Origin of the sequence: Flavivirga aquimarina (assembly GCF_030540835.1) — a bacterium.
Taxonomy (GTDB): domain Bacteria; phylum Bacteroidota; class Bacteroidia; order Flavobacteriales; family Flavobacteriaceae; genus Flavivirga; species Flavivirga aquimarina.
Window position 1 is genome coordinate 86,495 of sequence record NZ_JAUOEK010000055.1, and the last position, 23,012, is coordinate 109,506.

Consider the following 23,012-nt stretch of genomic DNA (forward strand, 5'->3'; position numbering starts at 1 on the left):
CCCTTTAAACACTGAGTTTAAAGGGTTTTTGAAATTTCATGTTTCTTTTGAAACATCGTTTCAGTGGAGTAAAGAGGCTCCGCAACTCTTTAATTTATCTCAGTATTTTCAAGGTTTCCCAGATTTTAAGTTGCCTTAGGGTAACTTATAGGGTAACCACTTTTTTAATATCAAAATGTTTTAATGTAAATTAAAGAAAATTATTTTGAAGGATAAAATAATCTTTACTGTTATGCCTTAATTATATTTCAAAGCGCTTTTTAGGGCTGAGAAAATCTTTAAGAGTTTTGCCTTGGTGTCTTTTTAATAGTTTTTAATTCAAACATTACGATACTTTCTTCATTGCTATACCATTTCCAAATAAGTATATTCCCAAAGCTGTCATATTTAGTTTCACTGGCTATTTTCCCATTTTTATAGTATTCAATCTATTTTCCCTTTAGGTATTCGTAGACATAATTTCCTCATTAATACTTTTTTGGGTACCATTTTTATGTTTAATGGAATGGCAAATTCGTCTAGGGAAAAGAGAATAGATTAATATTTAATAATATTGAAGATTGTAATTAGAATTTAAAAGAATGATAAATATTATAATAATCCTCAAAAGTTAGTAGGTTAAAATGGTTCTTATTAATGAGATATGAGTCACATATTTAAATGATTTTTGTTGTGTATAACAAATTAATTATTAAAACATTATGATTAGTCAAAACGAAAACCAAGAAAAAAACAAGTCAAATGCTGAAGACTCTGACCCTTCTACACCTTCTAAACCGGCAGGTGAGATAGTTAAACCTTGGCAAAAAGAAGGTGATTCTAAAAAATAACAAATTTTGTTATTAAAATTTAATGCGCTCTATATAAAGGCTTTACTATCTTTGGGTTGTTAAAGCCTTTTATATGAAAAGAATGAATATAACTATAATAAATACCCCAAAAATGCTATTACTATTTATTTTTATATCTTTTTTTTCGAACTCTTTCAGTCAAAACAAAGTAGTGATAGATAGTCTACTTTTCCATTTAGAGCAAGAAATAAATGATACTACAAAAGTAAATACTCTTAATGAATTGTCTTGGGAATACAGAAAAACTGATTTTACTAAAGCGAAGAAATTTGCTAAGAAAGCAAAAAAGCTAGGAGACTCAATCTTTTTTGATAAAGGAAGTATAACAAGTCTTAATAGATTAGGGACAATAGCAATTTTTGAAGGTAATTTTGATGAAGCTGAAGAAATTTATTTAAAGGTTTTAAAGAGAAGTATAGGGAATCCATATGGTATCGCTAGAGCAAATAATCAATTAGGGGAAATTTACAGAAGCATAGGTGATTATGATAAAGCTCTTCAACATAGTTTAAAGTCATTACAAATTTTTAAAGAGTTAAAAAAAGATAGATTAATAGCTCTAGTTTCGAATAATATAGGAGAGCTACATAAGAACTTAGGCAATTTAGAAGAGTCAATTAAATATTTTCTTTTAAGTATAGATATCAGAAAGAAACTAGATGATTTAAATGGGCTGGCATTCTCTTACTTAAATTTGGGAGGTTTTTATATGACAAATGAAGATTACCCTAAAGCTCTGAACTATTTAAAAAAAGGGGAAGAGATATTTGAAAAATTTAATGATCACTATGAATTAGAAAAAATTTATAGCAATTTTGGTATTATTTATCTAAAATTAAATGATTATGACAAATCATTGAATTATTTTAATAGAGCCATAGTTATTCAAAATGAATTAGGGCTTAATGATCCATATATCTATAATAATCTAGGTTCATTATATTATAGAAAGCATGAAATTGATAGAGCGTTGAAGTTCTATCTCAAGAGCCTCAATATTCAAAACGACGAAAATAAAAATCAAATTTTATATGCTGACGTTACCAATAATATAGCGGATATATATTTTTTAAAAGAAGACTATATAAATGCAATTAAGTATTATAAAGAAGCTTTGCGGGTTACTAAAAATTCAGGTAAAAAAATTTTAAAACTTAAAATACTTAAAAACTTATCGAATATTTACATCAAATTAAAAGATTATAAAATTGCAATTCAATATAATGATGAGTATCTAAAACTAAATGACAGTTTGGAGAAAGATTATGTGAAAGCTATATACTTAAAAGAAAATTATGAAAAAGAACAGGCTATTTTAATTAAAAACAAAGAATTAACGGAAATAAGTTTAAAAAAATCTCTTGCTGAAAATAATCGTAATAAAGCTATAATAATTGGCCTGTTAATTGTAACGATATTATTAATAACCGTATTTTTTTTAATTTCTAGGGCTAAGCAAAACAAACAAAAGATTAAAATTTTAGAGCAAGAAAAAGAGATTGAAAATCAAAAAGTAAAAGAAATATTAAAAAATCAAGAATTAAAAGCTATTGATGCTATGATGACTGGTCAAGAAAATGAACGTTTACGAATAGCAAAGGATCTTCATGATAGACTTGGAAGTATGCTTTCAATGGTAAAGGTTCATTTCAAATCAGTTGAAGATCATATCGAGCAGTTAAAGATATCTAACGTTAAGCAATATGAAAAAGCAAATGAACTTTTAGATAGTGCATGCGAAGAAGTAAGGAAAATATCTCATGATATGGCTTCAAGTGTACTTTCTCAATTTGGTCTTATCGCTGCACTTGAAGATTTAAAAGATGTTCTAGAAGAAAGTAATCAAATAGAAGTTGAATTTGTTATTCATGGATTAACAGAAAGACTGAATAGTAACATTGAAATTACAGTTTATAGGATAATCCAGGAGCTAATTAATAATGTATTAAAGCATGCAAATGCTAAATTAATTACCATACAGTTAATAAATGCAGAGGATAATCTAAATATTATTATAGAAGACGATGGAATAGGTTTTGAAATGGATAAAAATAAAGATTTTGGTATAGGCCTCAAGAATGTTGAATCAAGAGTATATGGTTTGAAAGGTGACTTAAATATCGATTCTACAATTAATATTGGAACAACTGTAACAATTAATATCCCTTTAAATAAGATTTAATATGATAAATATAATTATAGCTGATGATCATGAAATAGTAGTTGAAGGATTAATTTCTCTTATCAAACCTGAAGACGGAATAAGGATTGTAGGAGAAGCGAATAATGGGAAAGATGTAATTCCTCTCTTAGAAAAAAATAGAGTAGATATAGCTGTTTTAGATATTAGTATGCCTATCATGGATGGTATTGAGTTGACTAATTATATTAAGAAGTACTTCCCAAAAGTTAAAATATTGATTCTTACAATGCATGATGATCCTCGTTTTATTAGAAGAACTATTGAGGTTGGAGTTCATGGATATATCCTTAAGAATAAAGGGAAAGAAGAGTTTGTTACAGCTATTAAAACTATATATTTCGGAGAAGATTATTTCGGTAAAAAAGTTACAAAAACATTGATATCAGGGCATCGATCAAAATTTATTGAAGGAGAAATTATCTTGACCAAAAAAGAGAAGGAAATTCTTAAATTAATTGCTAAAGGATATTCTACTCCTGAAATTGCTAAGCAATTATGTAGGGCTAATACAACGATTGATTCACATCGTAGAAACCTGATAGAAAAAACAGGAGTGAAAAATTCAAAAGCTTTGATTAGATTTGCTTTTGAGAATGGCTATGAATAAGCCATTGTTTGATTTAAAGAATTCCATATAAAGTATCCTTATTTCTTAGGATAAAAGTTTCCATAAAACTATGGTGGGTATTAAGTGCTAAATGGCTCAATTTAGCAACATTAATACTTATTATCACCATATGTCTAAATTACAAATAAAATATTCAAAAGAGATTGCAAAAGAATTAGGAAAAATAGCAGTTTATCTACCTGGTGAACATCTTACTACTGGTGATATTATTACATTTCCTAATGGAAAATCAATGTTCAGTAAACCTAAGCCTTTCGGTACATTTAAAAAGATTACCTCATTAAAAAAATTAGGAGTGAATTATGATGAGCCTAAATTTTCTAAAACACCTGACACCTATCATTTTAGCAGTAAAAATACTGTGAAATTTACAAGTGAAATAAATGGAAATGTAGACTTGGGAAATGATAATTTACCAGGAGGAGAGGGTGGTGTTAATATTGAGTTTTCTTCAGAAGGAGCTATTTATTTTTTAGCTATTGACTGCGATAAGAAAGAACTAAATGATCTTTTGTCTTTAGAAAATGAAATAAACTCTAGAGGCAAGAAAATGCTTTGGGAAGACACTTATTTGGTTACTTCTGTAACAGTTGCTAAAAAAGCATTAATCATTCAATCTCGCTCAAAATCTTCAAATCTTATAATAGAGGGTAATGTAAAAGGTATACAGTCAGGGAATGTTGAAATGGCTTTACAACCAAAGTTAAATTTCAAAAAACAGAATGGTGATATATTCATAAAAGATTGGTCTAATGATGTGACTGTTTTTATGGATGTAGTAAAATTTAAGAAAGAAGTTTTTGAATCTGAAAAGTATGAGAGAAGTATAGAAAATATCAAATTCAATGAAGAGGATAAGATAAAATTTGAACAGATAAAGATTGAAGAATTATTAATTGATTAATAAACATAATAAATGAGTTTTTATACAAAAAGTTACCTAGAATCATTAACAAGTCAATATGGAGATTCTACAGTATTTAATGAATCTGTTAGGGCAGCAAGAAAAAGCTATTCTTTTGATATTTTTTTATCACATAGTTATAATGACAAAAAATACATCAAAGGTCTTTTCTATGAATTAACTAAGATGGGATTTAGGGTCTATGTGGATTGGATTGTCGATTCACATTTAGATAGAAGTAATATTACAAAAGGGACAGTGAATCATATTAGAAATCGAATGAAGCAGTCGAAGTCCTTGATTTATGCGACTTCTGACAATGCATCCAAATCTAAATGGATGCCATGGGAGTTGGGGTATATGGATGGATATACATCACACTGTTCTATTTTGCCAATAACAGATTATGAAGATCAAACTTTTTCAGATCAAGAATTCCTCTCAGTTTATCCTTATATCAAGAAAGATGCTTTAAGAAACAATTATAGTAAAAATAACCTAAGAATATATGAAAGTACTTTCTCATATAAAACTATGGGTGAATGGCTGATGTGATACTAAAAATGATTAAAAAATGTCAAAAACACATAAAGTCATTTAATTATTTGAAATAACTAGGAAAACGAAATACTCATTCACATGTATTGCTAATATCAGAGTAATAATGCTGGTGAAATATATTGAAATTAATCTAACAAACTCTCATTATTATGCCAAGACGAAAAAAGAAAAGTACAGTGTTTGTTATTATGCCATTCAGCGAAAATGGTACAGATGAGCATTCTCACTTTTTATCAATTTACACCGATTATATAAAACCAACGATTGAAGAATCTGAAGGAGTAGCTTTAAGAGGAGATGACATTATTGAACCTGGGTCAATAACGATTGATCTAATTGAACATTTAGCTAATACAGATATTGTAATAGCCGATTTAACCAACCTAAATCCAAATGTACTTTACGAGTTAGGTATTAGACACTCGTTAGTAAGTAAGGGAACTATTTTAATATTAGACGAATCAAAAACACCTAATATTCCTTTTGATTTATCAAACTACAGGGTAATTAAATATAAGGGGGATCCTCAAGGTTTGACTCATTTAAAATCTGAGTTAGGTAAATATTTCAAACAAATAGCTAGTTCGATAAATAAATCCAAAAGTGACAATCCTGTTCATGATTGGCTCGGTAAAAAAGTTAAGAAGAAAAGAGAGATTACAGAAGATTTTTCAACTTTTGAGAAATCGAAAGATTTAAACCAGAAAAATACTAAGTTAGATATTGAAGGTATAGTCAATGAGGCTTTAGAAGAAGCTGAATCTGATATGATTCCGAAAAAGTTAATTGCCGAAGCTGAAGATGCGGTAAGAGGTGATCGGTTAATTGAATTTCTTGAGTGTGTCAAAGTATTTATAAACTTAAATACGTTCCAACCAACTGACAGTGAGTTCAAGGATATGTATTATTTGGCCACAAGAATTGATGCAGGAAACAGAGTTATCAGAGCTATTTTGGAGTTTGGTAGAGAAATATTCCCTGAGAGCAGCACTCTAATTACGCCATTTGTAACATACTTGGCACATTCAACTGAAAAAGACGATAGACAAAGGGCAAAAAAGATTGTAGAAAATTTTTTTAGAATAAAACAAGAAAATAGTAAAACAATAATTAAGGATATTTCAGTTCTTGGAAAAAATACGCATTTATTAGCTATAATGCTTGATGCTTATCATCGAGATGGTCAACATGAACAGGCCTATGAAATAACATCTAGTCTAGTTGAGCAATTTCCTGAAAATACTATTGCTCTTAGAAATCACGCACGAGCGATGAATAAATTAGGTAAATTTTCTTTAGAAGAGGTTCTTGAAGCATATAAGAAAGCAATAAATGTTGAATTTCCAGGAGATTATAGCGCTTTATGGTATGGAGCTGCATTAGAAGAAGCAGGGTGTTTGATTGATGCTCTTGAAGCTCATGTTTATGCTTGCTCTCTTGATTTAGACGAGCCAGAATGTTTTGCTCGATTAGCAAAAATTATTTCTGATATTGTTCAACCACGTAATTTATGGCGTGTAAATGAAATGCATAGGGAAACACCAGATTTTATCGATCGTGAAACAGTAATCAAGTGTATTATGCTCGCTATTGATTGTCCAAGTCATGGTGCAAGCCAAAAATTCCTTTGTGAACAGGCTATGAGAAATATTGGGCTTGGTAATGAAGAACTTGAAAATCGTTTGGACGAAGTTGGCGAATTAACTCGAACAGATAGGAGAACATTTATTGAACCCTTGTATGAAAGACTTAAATCTCACATAACTACAAATACTTTTATAAAATGAGTGAAATTTTATTAGGTAAGCCGCTCGGTAAGAAATCATCCGAAAATAATCAAACAAAGAGCAGAAACTACAACTTAGATTCAATTAGAAGAACGGGATTGACTTGGAAATTACAATCCTATAGGGAAAAAGAAAATATGACCTATTCAGATGATAGTCATCTTATCACTATTGCTCCCACAGGAACAGGAAAAGGCAGATCTGCAGTTATACCGAATCTTTTAAATTATACTGGGCCTGTGATAACCATTGACCCTAAAGGGGAAAACTATATGGTTACATCAAAGAGAAGAAAAGAAATGGGGCAAAAAGTTTATAAGTTAGATCCATTTAATATTGTGGACTCTGAAAGTGACGGACTCAACCCAATGGATATTTTTGCCCTGAATAATTCTGAATTGGTTTCAGATGCACAAATGCTTTCCGATCTCATGTCCCTTGATAATACTAGTTCAGAGCATAAATTTTGGGATATAAGTGCATGTGCTTTGTTATCTGGAGTGATTGGTTATATTAGTTCCGGTCTCGAAAGTGAGCACCGTAACTACAGTAAACTATATAATGTACTGCATAGCGATGATGTGGTTTACAATTTAGCAGTCGTTTTAGATACACTTGGGAAAGAAATTCATCCAATGGCATACGCTGAGATTGCTTCTTTTCTTCAAAAAGCTGATAAGGAAAGAAGTGGTGTTTTGTCAACTGCTACGTCTTATCTAAAAGCTTTTTCAAGTGAATTGGTCTTTAAAGCATTGGATAAGTCCAGTTTTGACTTAAAAGAGATTGTAAATGGAGACCCCATTTCAATTTATATTATTATACCGCCAGATAAATTACGAAGTCATAGTTCTATATTACGACTATGGGTAGGGACCTTCTTAAAAGCCATTATGAGTAGGAAGCGTATTCCTAAACAAAGGACACTATTTATTTTAGATGAATGTGCTCAATTAGGTTCTTTTCCCTTTTTAGAATCTATCATTACCCTAAGTAGAGGATATGGATTACAAGCATGGACTTTTTGGCAAGATTTAAGTCAGATTAAAAAGTTATATGATGTAGGATGGTCTACAATGGTCAACAATTGTGCTGTTTTACAAATTTTCGGGACTAATAATTTTAACGTTGCATTAGATTGTTCAGAACTTATAGGAATAGATTCAGATGATATAAGGGACCTTAAGAGTAGTGAACAGATTGTAGTCATTAATGGAAAACCATTGAAATCTAGCAAATTTGATTATCTATCTGATAAAGAATTTGAAAAAAAGTATTCAAAGAATCCATACTATGTGAATATTGGTTTTCAGCCCTATTAAGATTGTTAAATAGTTTTGAGATGAAAAAAGATGCTTTCATTTTTATAGATAAACTTCAAAGAGAATTTGGTTTGTCATTAAAGATGGGTATTGAGTTTGAATTTTATTTTTCGACAAAATACAAGGAAATTGAGCTAAGTAATATAAGAATATTTTCAGATTTACAAGAATTATTCAATTCATCTTTAGTTGCTATCGAAGAAGAGGATGGAGTTAATCAGTTCGAAGTGATAATCAATTATGGCAAACCAAGAGAGATTTCAAAAGTTTTTCAAGATTCTATCTTTAAACTTAAGAAATATGCTCAGGAAAAAGGCAACTTAAAATTTATTAATGCCGCTAAACCATTTGCCGATAGACCAGGAAATGGAATGCATTTTCATTTGAGTTTAGTAAATAAGTTAAATAAAAACGAATACACAAAAAACAATAATTTCCTTTCTAACCTTCTTCTTTTTTCAATAGGAGGGCTCTGTCACTTTATGATTTATGACTTTACATCTTTCGCTCCAAATGAAAATTCATATAAAAGGTTTTTTACAGGAAGCTATTTTTCATCTGAACAAGTGCCTGAATATGCGCAATATGTTTCAAGTAATGTTAGTTGGGGAGTAAATAATCGAACAACTGCCTTAAGAATAATAAAAGATAAAAATAATTGCTATCATATTGAACACAGAATTTCAGGAAGTGATTGTGATTTAGAAGCTGTAATATTTGCAATTAGCAGAGCCATTTATTGGGGTATATTCGAACAAATTAATCCTCCAAAGCAAGTTATGGGTAATAGTTATGATAGGGAATATTCATCTTTAATACCTTTCCCTAAATCGTTATTTGGAGCGTTAAAAAAAATAAAACAATTAAGTTTAAATTTTGAAAAATACAAAAAAACGGCTGAATAGCTCTTTTCAAACTTTTACTTCCTTAAAGTAGTAGCATTTTATGCTATTAAGAATAATAATTATTATTATATAAGAGACTTCCCTGTTTATAGATTCTACATTTTGAACAGGGTCTAAATTTGTATAGAGAGCAAAACTTAAAATGATTTATTCCGTATATATTGACAGTTTGTCCCACTAAATCTCCTTACTTTCTAGGATATAAAATTCGATACTAGTGGGGTGTTGTTAAACCAATGAATCATTGAAGTTTGTACTAACAAATTTTAAAGATTACCTCCATGACAAAAACGCACAACCTTTTTATTAGTCATTCCTGGCAATATCCCAATGCATACGATAGTTTATGTAACTTATTGAATAATAGGGATTACTTCTACTATAATAATTATTCAGTACCTAAAGATGATCCGGTCCATACCAATGGTACGGACAAAGAATTAACAGAGGCGATCTACAATCGGTTGAGGCTATGTCATGTCGTATTAATACTAGGAGGGGTTTATTCAACATATAGCAAATGGATCAATAAAGAAATTACAATAGCTAACAATAAGTTTTTAATTCCCAAACCAATTATAGGTATCAAACCCAGGGGACAAGTAAATGTTTCTAGTGTGGTACAAGATAACGCATTAAAAATAGCCAATTGGAATACTGAGTCTATTGTTACAGCAATTAGAAATCATTCAAAAACATAATTATGAGAAAAGCATTAATTGTAGGGATTAATTATTACAAAAGAAACTCTTTGTATGGGTGTGTTAATGATGCCTATGCCGTTAAATCGGTTTTGGAAAGGCATGGAGACGGCACTATAAATTTCAATGTAAATTTATTGACAGCAACAGGTGAAAATAATGTGGTCACAAAAAGAAAACTAAAGCAACAAATCATCGAATTATTCAAAAGTGAGAGTGACGCCATTTTTTACTTTTCTGGTCACGGTCATTTAGAAGATACAGGAGGATACCTAATAACATCGGAATGTTCAAAAGGAGATGAAGGTATGCCTATGAGTGAATTAATGAAAATAGCCAATGATTCCAAAGCAAAGAATAAAATTATCATTTTGGATTGTTGTCATAGTGGTTATACAGGATCAGATTTTCAATCAGAAAATGCACTTCTATCTAAAGGAACAACTATTCTAACAGCATCATCAAAAGAACAATATGCTACTGAAATTAATGGTTCTGGTGTTTTTACAACCTTGTTAGTTGATGCATTAAGTGGAGGAGCAGCCAATTTAATGGGGAAAATAACACCAGGAAGTGTGTATGCACATATAGATCAATCTCTAGGACCATGGCAACAACGTCCACTTTTCAAAACAAACATTGAAAACTTTATCTCTTTGCGAAATGTTCAACCCTCTATCGCATTGAATGATTTGATGCAAATTACTTCATTATTTAAAGAGAAAGGTTCAGAATTCCAATTAGATCCCAGTTATGAACCTACTCGTGACGAGGCGATAACCAAAAACACAAAGAAGTTTGCTATTCTTCAACGATATGAGGGTGTGGGACTTGTAGTGCCTGTGGGAACGGAACATATGTACTATGCTGCTGTTGATTCAAAATGTTGTGCTTTGACCTTATTAGGACAGCATTATTGGTCTCTGGTAAAGAATGAACGAATCTAAAACACTTTTCTTAATAAATCTGACAAACTACTAATATTATATATAGTGAAACAATATGAATTTGATATTGCGCTGTCCTGTGCTATTGAAGATATAGAAATAGCTCGGTCAATAAAAGAAGAATTGAAGCGGTTAGGAGTCAAATGCTACTTTTTTGAGGATAAGCTAAAACCTAGTAGAGATATTAAGCTAAAAACTTGGAAAATCTATAGGAAAAAATCTAAATATGCTTTGGTCATTATATCCGAAAATTACCCAAAGAAAAAATGGGCTAAAGAAGAATGGGAAATCATACTTGGGGTTCGTCGAGATTGGGACTACATTATTCCTGTTCGGTTAGATAATACTCCATTAGAAGGCCTGCACAGTAATACTGAATACATGATTTGGGAGGGTAAACCATCACACACGGCTATATCAGTTTTTAGTTTACTTAAGCTTAAGAAAACATCTAAAAAGAAATATGATAAAAAAAGGAGGAAGTCGTTAGGTAGCGTTACAAACAACATAAGAGTTAAAAATAACGAAGGTAATATCACTGGAAGCAAAACAAATAATTAATACAGAAAACTACATGGAAGAGGAAGATGATAAAAACAAGAAGAAAGGAGGTAAAAAAGATAAGAAAATTTCTCAAAAAGTATCAAATGTAAACAACGAATATCTAAATGAAAGTACAATAGAAGTTGATGAAAACTCTGGCCAAATAATTGGCAATCAAATCAACAAGCATTTTCATGGAAAAACTTTTATAGATCCCACTATCATTTGGGCACCAAATGAACAGAAAAGCACTGTAAGTCTTCATAAGAAGGACATAAGAGCGTATGCGGAAAAATTAAAATCTCATCGTGGTCTCATACTTTATGGAGAGGATAAAACCTTGTTAGATGACAGTATTGACAAAATAATTAAAAAATTATCAGATATTGAAAACTTTACTCAATCAAATCGAAGGATATTTATTAATGTAAATAAAGGGAATTCAGGGATAAATACAGGTTTAGAATTTCATAATATTAATTTGAACACCTTAATTCATCCGAGTTTCAAAAGAAAACTTCCCACATTTATAAGAATTGACATTTCTAATCTTGGATTTTTAAACTCGCTTTTTGAATATGAGAAAAGTCAGTATGATTCTATTATAGGAGAGTTTGAGAGGAATAATATCTTTTTGATTTGCTGCCTATCAAGCAAAGTTTATGAGCAAGCACAAGCTTCCAAAGAGATTCTTCAGAAACTAAAAAATGACTACTTACTTCCTTTTCAAACTATTTCTTTTCTAGAAACTTTTTTCGAATATCACTTTCCTAAAGAGGTAGATATACTTATCGGAAAATTAAGAGGGCAACACGCCAAAGGGCTTTGGGGATCTAAGAGAACTCAGAAGGAACTTTACGGCCAAATCATGAAAGGCTATAACTGTAATCCAGAAGTAGTAAAGGCTTTAATTATTGAACGTGGTAAAGCAAGTTATGAGGAATCCAAAAAGAGTTTTATTGATAGTCTTCCATTAGCAGAAGAACCTCAGAAAAGTATCATTTTTACTGCAGCCTTTTTTCAAAATATCAGTGTTTGGGAATTTCAGAATATACTAGAGTGCCTTTTAGGGAATCGGAGTATTAAGCGAGAAATAACTAAGCAAATTGTTGACAAAAAGAATAGGGTCAAAAAGATTCAAAATACCGAAACAATTAAACTTTTTGATATCTGGCAAGAACATCGTGAAGACTTACTCAGCAATTGCAAACTAGAAGCAAGACAAACTGCCAACAGTCGTTTAAGCTTAGACTTTACAAAAATAGGGATTGCGGATGAAATTCGTTCACATTTTCAAAATGCACTACCCTTGTATTTTATTGAACAGTTTGAAATTTTAAAGAAGGAGGGAGTATTTTTTGATACAAAGTATTCTGGGCAAACTTTAGATAACATGCATGCGCTCATTATAACTATGTTCGATTATAATCCGGCAACTTATACAGCAGAACTCCTCATTAATATGTATCATGAAGTCATCCAGGAGAATGATCATGATATAATAGCCCATGCGAAATTCCGTAGGATTCTGTCGCTTATATTGGTGTTATCTAGTGATGATAAGTATAAAGACAGTATTACAACATTTTTAAACTATTTGCTTGAATTCAAATTTTCTTCTACCTTATTATATACCTTAGAAGAATTTGTTATATCGGGAGAAATAGATTCAATATTTTGGGCAAAGAAAATACTGGATACCAATCCTAAAAGAGAGGTTTATAATCGGGTTTTAAGAATACTTATATATGATGTCGCTAATACAAGCTCTAAAAACTATCAGAAGCTAAAGGAAATCAATTCTTGGATTGGCTCTGAAGTTAAAGGTCATGAACATAATTTAACAGCATCGCATTTTGCTGCATTCTCTTTTCTATATCAGATAAGCGATTTAAGGTTGGAAATAGAACAATATGGAGAATGGCCTTCCAAACACCCTTTATTTAAATCTCTTGATGAGGCTGATGATTACAATGCCTATTTCATCTTTTTAATAAGTTGGCTTTTTAATGAGCATTCTTACAATTTATTGATTGGTTCATTTAATTCAAATCAAGAGGCACATCAAATTGATATAAAAGAAGCTGTAACACAGTATCTTACCTATATATTAGAATCTTGGAGTTTAGTCATTCAAGGAACTGAGGTAAATGAAAAGACATCAATAGCTACCGATATCAATGAAGCATTTATAAAAGCACTTTTAGAAGTTTTAGCAAGAACGCAGCTAAACGAAATACGAATCAATCTTGGAGTACTAGCTAAGAATTATACTAAAGAAATTGGAAAAGCATTAAGAAGTAGTGAACCTGAGAAAGAAAAAGTAGTCCGCTATTTTAATGCTAAAAAAACTATTGTACTTCACCTAAAATTAGAAATAGAAACATCATTAAAAACTAAAAAATAATGGCTTTTAAACTAATCAAAAAAGACATCAATCCACCTTACTTCGAAGCCTATAAGGGATATACGCCAAATACTGGTGAGAAATTAGTATTTGAGGACGAAAAAACCGGAGAGCTATATGCTGAGAAACCAGGATTTTCTCTTAAATCAAGAAAATGGAAATACTTAGTAGTAGATAGTAGTATCCCAGTTGGAAAACGAGGATATTTTAGGAAATTGGAGAGTTTAGACGATGCTATGGAAATTACCTTAAAAATAAATTACAATTTTAGGTTATTGACAGATATTGATATCCATTTTCTTCGGGAGATCATGTCTTCAGGGTCGTTACATACATTTTTTGAATCAAGATTAAACCGATGGATAGATGAGTTTTTAAGTAAAAACCCTGATTTTATTTCTGACTTTTTTCAAGCGAAGAAAAGATTGTTACAATCTCTGAGAGATACTGCTCGAACTAAAGGAATCCTACTTGAAATTGCCCTTTTAGATGATAATGAAGACCGAAATAATGATGAGATAAGTGGAGTCATAGATATTAAAACATCCGATTACTACGGTAGGGTATCTTTAAACTATACACTAGATTGTGAGATAAAGGAAGATAACATCCCAAGAGGTAAATTATCCCTGGTCAGAAAGGATATATTGAAACGAGAAGTTAGAAAAGAGATTAGGGAAAGTATCGAAAGCATAGGTAATTTAAAACTACACACGCTATATTTTGATATCAATAAGAGTATACGAAGCAAAATTGAAAATAAATTAGAAAAATACCTTTCTAAAAAAGGCTTGAGACTCACATTTATCCATTTAAAAATCGACTTACCTAATGTCCCCTTATTTAGAGAACGATTTGACTATACTGTAGAAGGCAAAACGAAAAACACCTACCCAATTTCTATAAATCATTCCATAATACTTACGCTTGAAGATTTGGGAAAATACTACTCTTCAGGAATTACCGAAGTAGTACCGTGGGTTAAAAAAGAGATGACCCGAATAACGCAAGATTATATTTTTGAACACAATTTCACGGAATTAGTCATTGATTTTCAAGACCAATGGATTAGAGATGAAATGCGAAAAATTCTGGAAAATAAAGGGTATAGAATAAAACAGCTGATTACTATTCCTGATCTTGAAAAAGTAGTTCCTGATACTATAGAAATTGAAATTGGAGATGATTTGGAATTTGAAACTAAACGAAATGATGTAAAGGTCAAAATAGGAGTCCAGGTGAATGGAAAGGTAAATGAGATTGAAAGAATGAAGGATATTTTGCATCCTAAAAAAGCAGTAAAAGATATCGTAGAGCTTATTAAAAAATCTGTTGTAAATGAAATAAGACTTATCATCCATGCTATGGAGCCTCAGCATTTTTATATGCATTTTGATCACCCTTCTACAGATACAAATGAGGCTGCGGTAAGCGAACAAATAACAAAACGTATTATAAAACTTCTAGAAGTAAAATACGGGATTGCTATAAATACATTTATATGTAAATCACTCGAAACCAATTTGGAGAAAAAGTTCAGGGAAATTCATATGCGCACTAAAACGGTAGAAATAGAAAGTAAATCGGGAGAAATTAATGAAACAGTTAGGTTCGATGTTGTTAGTGTATTTAAGGATGGTTGGCACATATTTAAAGCAAAATGTGATACACTAGGAAAGCAAGATTCCACAGCTATGCTAGACGATATAGCTAAAAGAATAAAAGACAATGTAGAATCGGCCTTAGATGAGTTTAGATTTGATTTTGTTGCCGTAAAGAACGTTGAATTCAAAACTAGGTTTTTTGAGTTTTTGAGAGCTTCAGCGCAGTCTATTAGTGAAGATTTTGGATTGGGTATCACATTCAGTAAATCCATTGGCAGGGGTATGACCTCTGTTGAAAAAGATATGAGAGAAGAACTTAAGGCTGAGAGAAAACACAAAAGGAAAAAAAATAAAAAAATCAGAGGCGCTGAATTAAAAAAGTTGGATGCCATAAATACCAATAACATCGAGATGATCAAACTCTTGGGTGAAACCGAACTAAAGGATTTTAGAACCGATTATAAAAGCCCTGAAGAACTGGAAGAAAAAAGAAAGGTATTATTAAATGAAAGTCTGAGAGAAAAACTCGATTCTAAATATAAAGATTTAGAAGCTGGCGAAATCACCAAAGATAACTTATTGCATTCGTCATCAGGCGTAAAAAAGAAGTTAAAGAAAGGGACAAATAAAAATAAAAAGTAACACTATGGAACTACAGTTAACCTTTAAAAATACGATTACAGGGCGTATTGAAGATGCAGAAGTCAATTCTAAAGACAGTCTTAATTCGATTCTAGAGACCATGATAAATGAGGGGTTAGTGAGTAAGGGGAATATTTTTAAACTGCCTGATGGAACTGTATTGGATAAAAATACAACTTTTGACAGACTGGGTTTGAATTCTGGAAGTATTATTGAAATACTGAATAATGAAAAAGAAGTAACAAATAGTCAAGGAGGAAAAAAAAGGCCAAAACTTAAATCAAACCCAAAAGCACCTAAAACTTTTGACCAATTGGGAGTTTTTGTTTTAGATGGTAGTTATAGTATGAATGATCTTACTACCGAAAATATTGCAAAAAAAGATGCAGTTAATAAAGCTATAAGACAATTACTATCGAAATTTAAAGATAGTAGAAGTGCCAAAAACTTTTCATTTGCAGTGGTACTTTTTGACGATAAGGCCACTTTAAAATTGGATACTACAGCTTTATTAAATATTGACTCCAAACTGGATTTTGACCCAACTAAAGGGCATAATAGCAATACTAAAGTTTATACAGGTTTAGCTAAGGCTAAAACCTTGGCTGAAAAATTCCTTGAAGAAAATGAACAAGGCAATATCCCTAAATCAGTAGTAATAGTATTACTCTCCGATGGTGAATGCCATAATCCAGAAACGACCATAAGTACAGCCGTAGAAATAAAGAAAAGTGAAAGAATTAGAATTTGTACCACTTTTTTTAGTGGTTTGGAAAAAACGAATGCAGAAGCAGAAATTTTAATGCGCAATATAGCTTCAGATGGTAAAAGTTTCGAAAAAACATATGATGTCAATACTTTAAGGGCATTTTTTGAGAATTCCTTATCAAAAGGCTTATAAATGAATCAGAGTAAATCCACACATAGCCTAGTAGCATCTTGCTACGGTACTGTAAAAAAGAAAAATGAAGATTTTTCAAGTGATTGTAGTATAGCACATAAAAATATAATTATGGTTGCTGATGGTATTGGAACCTCTGCATTTTCTGAAAGAGCATCAAAGGAGATCGTCAATAAAGGTATAAAATATTTTAAGAAAGAAAAGGAAGCTGTAGTCAACCTAAAAAGATACTTTTCAGAAATTCAACGGCATCTTGATATTCTTATAGATAAAGATCAAAATATTATAACGGAAAAAGATTACGGTTCAACATTAATAACTGCTATTGAGACAAGAGATAAAATTCATATAGGTTATGTAGGTAATGGTGCTATATTCCATATTCGTGGAAATTTTACAGAGTTTGAGGAGACAGTTTATTATTTGCCATGGGTATGTGTTAATTATCTCAATCCTCATACGATTCCAGATAAAGGGAAACCTACCTTATTTAAACACTTTGGGGTGAAAAAGATGGGAGTGCCGACAGTCCCAACTGTAATTAGTTTAGAAAAAGATTTAGAACATGCGGGGGATATAATCGTAATATGCACTGATGGTATTAGTTCACAAGATCATTTGGAAGTAGGTGAAGACGAGTACGAAAATTTATGGATAGAAGGCAGTATAACGCTGAGAATTTTATTAAACAAGCTACGAAATTATCTAAAAAAAGGAGATTATAGTAACACATCTTTAAAACTATTTCTTAAAACCTATAAACAACAATTAGAAAAAGATATAGTGAGCGATGATTTTGCTATTGGAATAATAATTACAGAAACAGCTCTGAAGTATCAAAAAAAACACCAGGATGAGACAGGAGAAGATTGAAATATTAAGTTGTCTAACTACGGGGTTTCATATTGATTTTGAAAACATTAAAGACATAATAATTCAAATTGACGATAGCAAAAACCCTAAAGGAGGTTTTGGTCAGATATTTCCATGTGTTAAAATGAATCAAAAAAAAACTTCTAAACCGATTTTAATAAAAATTTATCTAGAAAATAACCATCCAGGGCATCATACAATTCAAAAATTACAAAAATGTTTCAAATTAAAACAAAATCAGTTGACTGCTATAAATAGCTCATTTTTTGATGAATACCCAGCATTAATTGCAGCTCCATTATTCAGTTTCGAAGGTAAAATAAATAATGAAGAAGTTAAGGGGTATGGTGCTTATGACTTGAAAGAAAAAGGATATGTTGATTTTAAGGATATATTAGAGGGTGAGGATTTTGAAGATTTTCGAGACATTTTTTACAACGAATATGATTGGACAAAAAAGTTTAAAATGGCCTATGATTTGGTGAATGCTATCAATTTCTTATGGAACCTGAGATATATCCATGCTGATATTAAAGCTGATGCTATTTTTATTAATATTAATACTTCACATGCAGCTTTTATTGATTACGATAGTGGTGCTTTTTTTAATACTAATGATAATAATAAACCGGCGACTTTTGGTGCCGCTCAAGATTGGCTAGCTCCAGAGATTAGAGCTTCTTTAAGTACCAATAAAGCAGGAAACCTCGAAGCTAATGTCAATATTTTTTCAGACACTTGGTCAATCAACGTAATGCTGTATTACATATTTTTTGGATTTAACCCTTACTATTTCCTTAATGAGATGTCTGATTATACCTTAAAAAATTATTTCAATAAGAATAAATGGCCAAATTTTGACAGTACTCAATCTTTTATTAACAAAGAAGAATTGAATGGTACGCGGGCATTTCAAGAGTATTGCTACAATGAACTTCCTAAAGCTATACAACAATCCTTTGAACTTACTTTTAATGAAGGGTATTTTAACAAGACATCACGTTGTGATTTAAATCAATGGGTAAAAGTATTTAGAGATATTAGTACTGCACCGAGGATAATAGAATTTAAAGTACATCCAACGGTCATTACAAATGAAAGTGAAATAAATTTTAGCTGGCAAGTTGAAAATCACTATAGTATTTACTTAGAAGGTAATAATGTAAGTTATTTAAATGAAATATCACTTCCAACATGTACAAATACCACTTACATATTAGAAGTCAGAAATTATTTTGGGAAATCCACATCGGAGCATATAGAGTTAAAAATTGATTTATCTAGATGTCGTATAAAGGAATTTAGATATTCTAGATGTTTATCAAAATATGGATCTGAAGTGTGTTTAAAATGGCAAATATCTGGTTATAAAAATATTTGGATTGATGGAGGACAGGAACATATTGGAGGGAGTATCCCTCAAATAGCTTTAAAAAACAAAGAAACTATCCTAGTTGCTAAAAATATTATTGGAAAATCAGTCAAAAAGCTAGCAATGCTCAGAGTTTTAAAACAACCTGAGCTTAGAACATATAAAAGACCATTAAAAATACGTCAGATATGAAACCTATTATAAAATTTTTATGTATCTGTGCAGGGGCAGACACTAATCTTTTACGAAAATATCCCTCAGAAATAATGCGCTATACGGCAATGGGAATAACTGTCTTATTTACAGGGTTATTTGCTGCTCTATCTGGGGGGTATGCCTTTTATAAAATATTTCATAATTCCTTTTTAGCCATTTTGTTAGGCTTAATATGGGGATTTATGATATTTAATTTAGATCGGTTAATTATTATGACCATTAAAAAACAAGACAATTTTAGGAAGGAATTGATAGCGGCATCCCCCAGAATTATTTTAGCTATAATAATTTCACTAGTGGTAGCTAAACCATTGGAAGTTAAGATTTTTGAAGATCGAATCGCCAACGTTATAGCTGATAAAGAAATATTACAGTTAAATAAGATTAAATCAGAACTCGATATTCTTTTGGGTAAGAGTGAAAATAAAACTCAAACGGAAAATACTAAATCTGAAATAAAGACAGAGGAGTCTAAATTGAATGCAAATCCTAAAAACCAAGAGTTTATAGATTTAAAGGCTGAAGAAAAATCAAACACAAAATCCCTTATAAAAGAGAGAAAAGAGTTATTGAATTTTAAAGAAAAGAAAACGACTTTTTGGCGTAGTCAGCCATCTTTTTTTGATAGCATCTCAAACCAAATGATACGTCCTACTAAGAAAAATCATTTGAGAGAAGGCGAATGGGACAAAATTGTAGGGACATATGGTAATATAACCAAATCAAAAAAAAGAATAGACAACCTCAAAAAAGATAGCCTAAATATTAATTTGAAAATAAAGGAGATAAAGGAAAAATTTAGAGAAAAGCAGAAAGGAATAATTGAAGAACTTAAAGCGCAACAAGAACGTAATAAATCTGATGAGCAAAATATTAAGAATACATACAATGAATTATTGAAAAAGTATGATAGCATTAACAAAAGAGCTTTTTCAGAAAATTTTATTACCCAAATAGAGGCGTTAGCTCATTTAACTAAGTATAGACCTAACCCAGTTGCTAATATAAATATTGTGTCTGTACAAGAGAATATGATAGCTGGAACTGTACTTCAGAAAAGAGAGGAGCCCATTTCTACAACAAAATTGGAAGATAGCCTTAGAACTCATGAAAAAAATCAAAAAGCTCAATCTAATCTTAATCCGGTATCGAAACTTAAAGATGACTATATTGAAGTCAATAATTCTATGTTCTGGATGAATATAGCTATAATTCTATTGTTTGTAGTTATTGAGACAAGTCCTATTTTCGTTAAACTTATGAGTAAGAAAGGTGAATATGACCTTGAGAGAGAAGCTAATTTTAGTAAAAATCATTCTTTAATATATAGTGCCTCAAATATTGATATAAAAGAAGACGAAGATTATGAAGAGCTTATTTTAGATTTGACAAAGCAAAGTGAAACCTTTCGAGGAAGTTTATTGCAAAAGCTCCAAGACTCATGGGGGTACAAAATAGAGGAAAGAATTTTGGAAGCCGAAAAAGAAAAAGATTTTATCAAATTAGCAAAAGAAATTCTGGGGTTTGATTTAACCACTTGGATAAGAAAAGAGACTAGTGATGAAGAGGAGGAATAATTAATGAAACTACATGATACTTTTAGTGAGACACTACCTTTAATTAAAATCTTTGATATTGTTTATTGTTGCAGCATTATTGTTCATATTAAAATATTCATTTATATCATTTTCTTGAAAAAGACAAATAGGGGTAATTTATTTTATGTATTTCAAGTTTATTTGGTTATGTTAAGCAACAAATCATAGAACACCCTCATCCTGAACCTATATTGTAAAAGGTTTGTTACTCTTATTCTAAAAATTAAAACTTGATTTGATAAGATGTACTTCGGCCATCACCCTGAACTTTAAAAACACCTAACTCTAACAGTTTTTTTAAATCTCTCGTTGCAGTGGCTTTAGATGTTTGGGTAATGCGCATATATTTTTTCGCTGTCATACCACCTTTAAAGCCTTTTGGGCCTTCTTGCAACATACGCTTTATAGTTTTTAATTGCCTGTCATTAAGTTGGTCTTGGTAAATATCAAATAGTTTTGTCTTTTTTAATATAAAATCGATCAAAGCTTCTGAATTACTTTGTGCTTGTAATATAACATCAATAAAATATTCTAACCAAGCTGTAATTTCGTTGCTACTTTGTCCAAGTTTCAAAGCATTGTAATAATCTTTTCTCTTAGCTTCTATAGCGACAGAAAGACTTAAAAGTAGAGGGTAACCAACTGTTTGGGATAATGCTTTTTCTGCTATGGCTCGACCAACTCGACCGTTCCCATCTTCAAAAGGGTGTATCGTTTCAAAATACAAATGAGAAATTGCTGACCGTATGGGGGCATGTTTAATTGGATTACTTCCACTGGGAGAAGTCTCATTAAACCAATTGATAAAATTCTCCATTTCTAAAGGCACTCTATTAGAAGGTGGTGCTTCAAAATGTACCGTTGGTTTATCTATTCTACCCGATACCACTTGCATGGGCTCTTCGTGGGTACGCCACGCCCCAGTATTAATATTTTTAACATTGGGAAACACCATTTTATGCCAATTGAATAGCTTTTCTTTAGTTAAGGCCTCAGCATAACTATTTTGGACATCTGTTATCAATGTCGCCATACCTTTGGCTTCTTCATCCTTAACTTGTTCTGCTTTGATATTAAGACCTAAATTATTTCGTATGGAAGAGGTAACATCTTTTCGACTTAGATATTCGCCCTCAATTTCTGATGTTTTAATGGCTTCAGCAACTAGAATATCAATTGTCGTTTGCACATGGGCTTCTTTGGGCATTGTTTTTAGAATCCCACTAATACGACCAGATTTTTCAGCAAAAGCATATATTCGTTCTTCCAGCTTGCTTATATCATAGCTGAATTTTGTCCAATTTTTTTGTTGCCAATTATATTTCATGAGCCGATAATATTACATAATTGGCTCAAAAATACATAAAATAGTGAGCCGATTAACAAAATTAATCGGCTCATATCTAAAAAACTTCTTTAGCATGTTGTTCTAGATAATCGTCTATGGAGTAACGATCATAGAGAATAATTCTCCTTTGTGGCTGAGAAAAACGAATTTTTCCCTCATCACGTAATTTTTGTAAAGTTGTTCTTGATTTAATATTGAGCAATTTCATGACTTCCTTGCCACTAACCCATTTAGATTGTTCATTTTTGGTAATACACCTGTTTTCAACATGGTCAATAACTTTATCAATGATTTTGTAAAAAGCTTTTTTTTCAATACAGATTACTTTCATATTTTCGGAGATTAATGATTAAATCTCTAAAATATAATTTAAATATCCATACTAATGTCCTTGTCTTCTTTATCGGGTATTAATCAATATTACTATTACTCCATCATCCGGAACCTATATGGGTTCTCTCAGTAAAATTAAGGAATATTTTCTTTAAAGACTTTGAAGTAACTAAAAGGGTAACTCAAATATTTTAATTTACACAAAAGTTAAACAATTAGATTTTATTAAACCCGTTGTGCATTTAGAAAAAGTTGTGCAAACTACTAAATAGCAGTAAATTGTAGTTACGACACAACAATTAGCGATGCACAACTTTAAAGCAAATTACGATAAAATATTAGAGGTTTTAAAAGGATTAGGTACAAAAT

Annotated in this window: 19 protein-coding genes; 17 read left to right on the plus strand and 2 right to left on the minus strand. The window is 30.9% G+C overall.

Features of this window, described 5'->3' with window-relative positions; all coding sequences use genetic code 11:
* The first annotated feature begins 701 nt into the window (after positions 1-701).
* From Q4Q35_RS03510 to Q4Q35_RS03590, 17 genes are all read left to right on the plus strand, one after another.
* Positions 702-830: a hypothetical protein gene (locus Q4Q35_RS03510; RefSeq protein ID WP_303276546.1), complete on the plus strand. Its 129-nt coding sequence runs from the start codon at positions 702-704 to the stop codon at positions 828-830.
* A 73-nt stretch (positions 831-903) separates the two neighbouring features.
* A complete protein-coding gene (locus Q4Q35_RS03515) occupies positions 904-3,033 on the plus strand; it encodes a tetratricopeptide repeat-containing sensor histidine kinase (RefSeq protein ID WP_303276547.1) in 2,130 nt (709 codons plus the stop codon).
* Position 3,034: 1 nt separating this feature from the next.
* A complete protein-coding gene (locus tag Q4Q35_RS03520) occupies positions 3,035-3,661 on the plus strand; it encodes a response regulator transcription factor (protein WP_303276548.1) in 627 nt (208 codons plus the stop codon).
* Between the two features lie 130 nt (positions 3,662-3,791).
* Entirely contained in the window at positions 3,792-4,586 is a 795-nt protein-coding gene (locus tag Q4Q35_RS03525) for a hypothetical protein (protein ID WP_303276549.1), read from the plus strand.
* Between the two features lie 12 nt (positions 4,587-4,598).
* Positions 4,599-5,141, plus strand: a complete 543-nt coding sequence (locus tag Q4Q35_RS03530) for a toll/interleukin-1 receptor domain-containing protein (protein WP_303276550.1) — start codon at positions 4,599-4,601, stop codon at positions 5,139-5,141.
* Positions 5,142-5,296: 155 nt separating this feature from the next.
* Positions 5,297-6,934: a tetratricopeptide repeat protein gene (locus Q4Q35_RS03535; RefSeq protein ID WP_303276551.1), complete on the plus strand. Its 1,638-nt coding sequence runs from the start codon at positions 5,297-5,299 to the stop codon at positions 6,932-6,934.
* Positions 6,931-8,253 (plus strand): type IV secretory system conjugative DNA transfer family protein, encoded by a 1,323-nt coding sequence (locus tag Q4Q35_RS03540; protein ID WP_303276552.1) that lies wholly within the window; start codon positions 6,931-6,933, stop codon positions 8,251-8,253. Before Q4Q35_RS03535 ends, Q4Q35_RS03540 begins: the two co-directional genes overlap by 4 nt.
* A 20-nt stretch (positions 8,254-8,273) precedes the next feature.
* Positions 8,274-9,158, plus strand: a complete 885-nt coding sequence (locus Q4Q35_RS03545) for a type I glutamate--ammonia ligase (protein WP_303276553.1) — start codon at positions 8,274-8,276, stop codon at positions 9,156-9,158.
* A 281-nt stretch (positions 9,159-9,439) separates the two neighbouring features.
* Positions 9,440-9,859: a TIR domain-containing protein gene (locus Q4Q35_RS03550; protein ID WP_303276554.1), complete on the plus strand. Its 420-nt coding sequence runs from the start codon at positions 9,440-9,442 to the stop codon at positions 9,857-9,859.
* A 2-nt stretch (positions 9,860-9,861) separates the two neighbouring features.
* Positions 9,862-10,806 (plus strand): caspase family protein, encoded by a 945-nt coding sequence (locus Q4Q35_RS03555; protein WP_303276555.1) that lies wholly within the window; start codon positions 9,862-9,864, stop codon positions 10,804-10,806.
* Between the two features lie 45 nt (positions 10,807-10,851).
* Complete coding sequence (locus Q4Q35_RS03560; protein WP_303276556.1) at positions 10,852-11,367, plus strand: toll/interleukin-1 receptor domain-containing protein; 516 nt, start codon at positions 10,852-10,854, stop codon at positions 11,365-11,367.
* A 13-nt stretch (positions 11,368-11,380) separates the two neighbouring features.
* Positions 11,381-13,756 carry a hypothetical protein gene (locus Q4Q35_RS03565; protein ID WP_303276557.1) on the plus strand — a complete coding sequence of 792 codons (2,376 nt, stop codon included), beginning with the start codon at positions 11,381-11,383 and terminating at the stop codon, positions 13,754-13,756.
* Positions 13,756-16,002 carry a hypothetical protein gene (locus Q4Q35_RS03570; protein ID WP_303276558.1) on the plus strand — a complete coding sequence of 749 codons (2,247 nt, stop codon included), beginning with the start codon at positions 13,756-13,758 and terminating at the stop codon, positions 16,000-16,002. Before Q4Q35_RS03565 ends, Q4Q35_RS03570 begins: the two co-directional genes overlap by 1 nt.
* 4 nt (positions 16,003-16,006) lie before the next feature.
* Entirely contained in the window at positions 16,007-16,903 is an 897-nt protein-coding gene (locus Q4Q35_RS03575; protein ID WP_303276559.1) for a vWA domain-containing protein, read from the plus strand.
* Positions 16,904-17,776 (plus strand): protein phosphatase 2C domain-containing protein, encoded by an 873-nt coding sequence (locus Q4Q35_RS03580; RefSeq protein ID WP_303276560.1) that lies wholly within the window; start codon positions 16,904-16,906, stop codon positions 17,774-17,776.
* Positions 17,757-19,340 carry a protein kinase domain-containing protein gene (locus Q4Q35_RS03585; RefSeq protein WP_303276561.1) on the plus strand — a complete coding sequence of 528 codons (1,584 nt, stop codon included), beginning with the start codon at positions 17,757-17,759 and terminating at the stop codon, positions 19,338-19,340. Before Q4Q35_RS03580 ends, Q4Q35_RS03585 begins: the two co-directional genes overlap by 20 nt.
* Positions 19,337-20,941, plus strand: a complete 1,605-nt coding sequence (locus tag Q4Q35_RS03590; protein WP_303276562.1) for a DUF4407 domain-containing protein — start codon at positions 19,337-19,339, stop codon at positions 20,939-20,941. The genes Q4Q35_RS03585 and Q4Q35_RS03590 overlap by 4 nt, the downstream gene beginning before the upstream one ends.
* Before the next feature lie 244 nt (positions 20,942-21,185).
* Here Q4Q35_RS03590 and Q4Q35_RS03595 read toward each other — a convergent pair whose 3' ends face one another.
* Together Q4Q35_RS03595 and Q4Q35_RS03600 are read right to left on the minus strand one after the other, a co-directional pair.
* A complete protein-coding gene (locus tag Q4Q35_RS03595) occupies positions 21,186-22,289 on the minus strand; it encodes a Fic family protein (protein ID WP_303276563.1) in 1,104 nt (367 codons plus the stop codon).
* A 76-nt stretch (positions 22,290-22,365) separates the two neighbouring features.
* A complete protein-coding gene (locus Q4Q35_RS03600; protein ID WP_303276564.1) occupies positions 22,366-22,641 on the minus strand; it encodes a helix-turn-helix domain-containing protein in 276 nt (91 codons plus the stop codon).
* Between the last annotated feature and the right edge of the window lie 371 nt (positions 22,642-23,012).

Coding starts and splice junctions, on each gene's coding strand:
- Q4Q35_RS03555 (WP_303276555.1), top strand. CDS start 9,862: ATGAGAAAAGCATTAATTGTAGGGATTAATTATTACAAAAGAAACTCT.
- Q4Q35_RS03520 (WP_303276548.1), top strand. CDS start 3,035: ATGATAAATATAATTATAGCTGATGATCATGAAATAGTAGTTGAAGGA.
- Q4Q35_RS03550 (WP_303276554.1), top strand. CDS start 9,440: ATGACAAAAACGCACAACCTTTTTATTAGTCATTCCTGGCAATATCCC.
- Q4Q35_RS03510 (WP_303276546.1), top strand. CDS start 702: ATGATTAGTCAAAACGAAAACCAAGAAAAAAACAAGTCAAATGCTGAA.
- Q4Q35_RS03545 (WP_303276553.1), top strand. CDS start 8,274: ATGAAAAAAGATGCTTTCATTTTTATAGATAAACTTCAAAGAGAATTT.
- Q4Q35_RS03580 (WP_303276560.1), top strand. CDS start 16,904: ATGAATCAGAGTAAATCCACACATAGCCTAGTAGCATCTTGCTACGGT.
- Q4Q35_RS03565 (WP_303276557.1), top strand. CDS start 11,381: ATGGAAGAGGAAGATGATAAAAACAAGAAGAAAGGAGGTAAAAAAGAT.
- Q4Q35_RS03530 (WP_303276550.1), top strand. CDS start 4,599: ATGAGTTTTTATACAAAAAGTTACCTAGAATCATTAACAAGTCAATAT.
- Q4Q35_RS03515 (WP_303276547.1), top strand. CDS start 904: ATGAAAAGAATGAATATAACTATAATAAATACCCCAAAAATGCTATTA.
- Q4Q35_RS03590 (WP_303276562.1), top strand. CDS start 19,337: ATGAAACCTATTATAAAATTTTTATGTATCTGTGCAGGGGCAGACACT.
- Q4Q35_RS03595 (WP_303276563.1), bottom strand. CDS start 22,289: ATGAAATATAATTGGCAACAAAAAAATTGGACAAAATTCAGCTATGAT.
- Q4Q35_RS03575 (WP_303276559.1), top strand. CDS start 16,007: ATGGAACTACAGTTAACCTTTAAAAATACGATTACAGGGCGTATTGAA.
- Q4Q35_RS03540 (WP_303276552.1), top strand. CDS start 6,931: ATGAGTGAAATTTTATTAGGTAAGCCGCTCGGTAAGAAATCATCCGAA.
- Q4Q35_RS03600 (WP_303276564.1), bottom strand. CDS start 22,641: ATGAAAGTAATCTGTATTGAAAAAAAAGCTTTTTACAAAATCATTGAT.
- Q4Q35_RS03585 (WP_303276561.1), top strand. CDS start 17,757: ATGAGACAGGAGAAGATTGAAATATTAAGTTGTCTAACTACGGGGTTT.
- Q4Q35_RS03535 (WP_303276551.1), top strand. CDS start 5,297: ATGCCAAGACGAAAAAAGAAAAGTACAGTGTTTGTTATTATGCCATTC.
- Q4Q35_RS03570 (WP_303276558.1), top strand. CDS start 13,756: ATGGCTTTTAAACTAATCAAAAAAGACATCAATCCACCTTACTTCGAA.
- Q4Q35_RS03525 (WP_303276549.1), top strand. CDS start 3,792: ATGTCTAAATTACAAATAAAATATTCAAAAGAGATTGCAAAAGAATTA.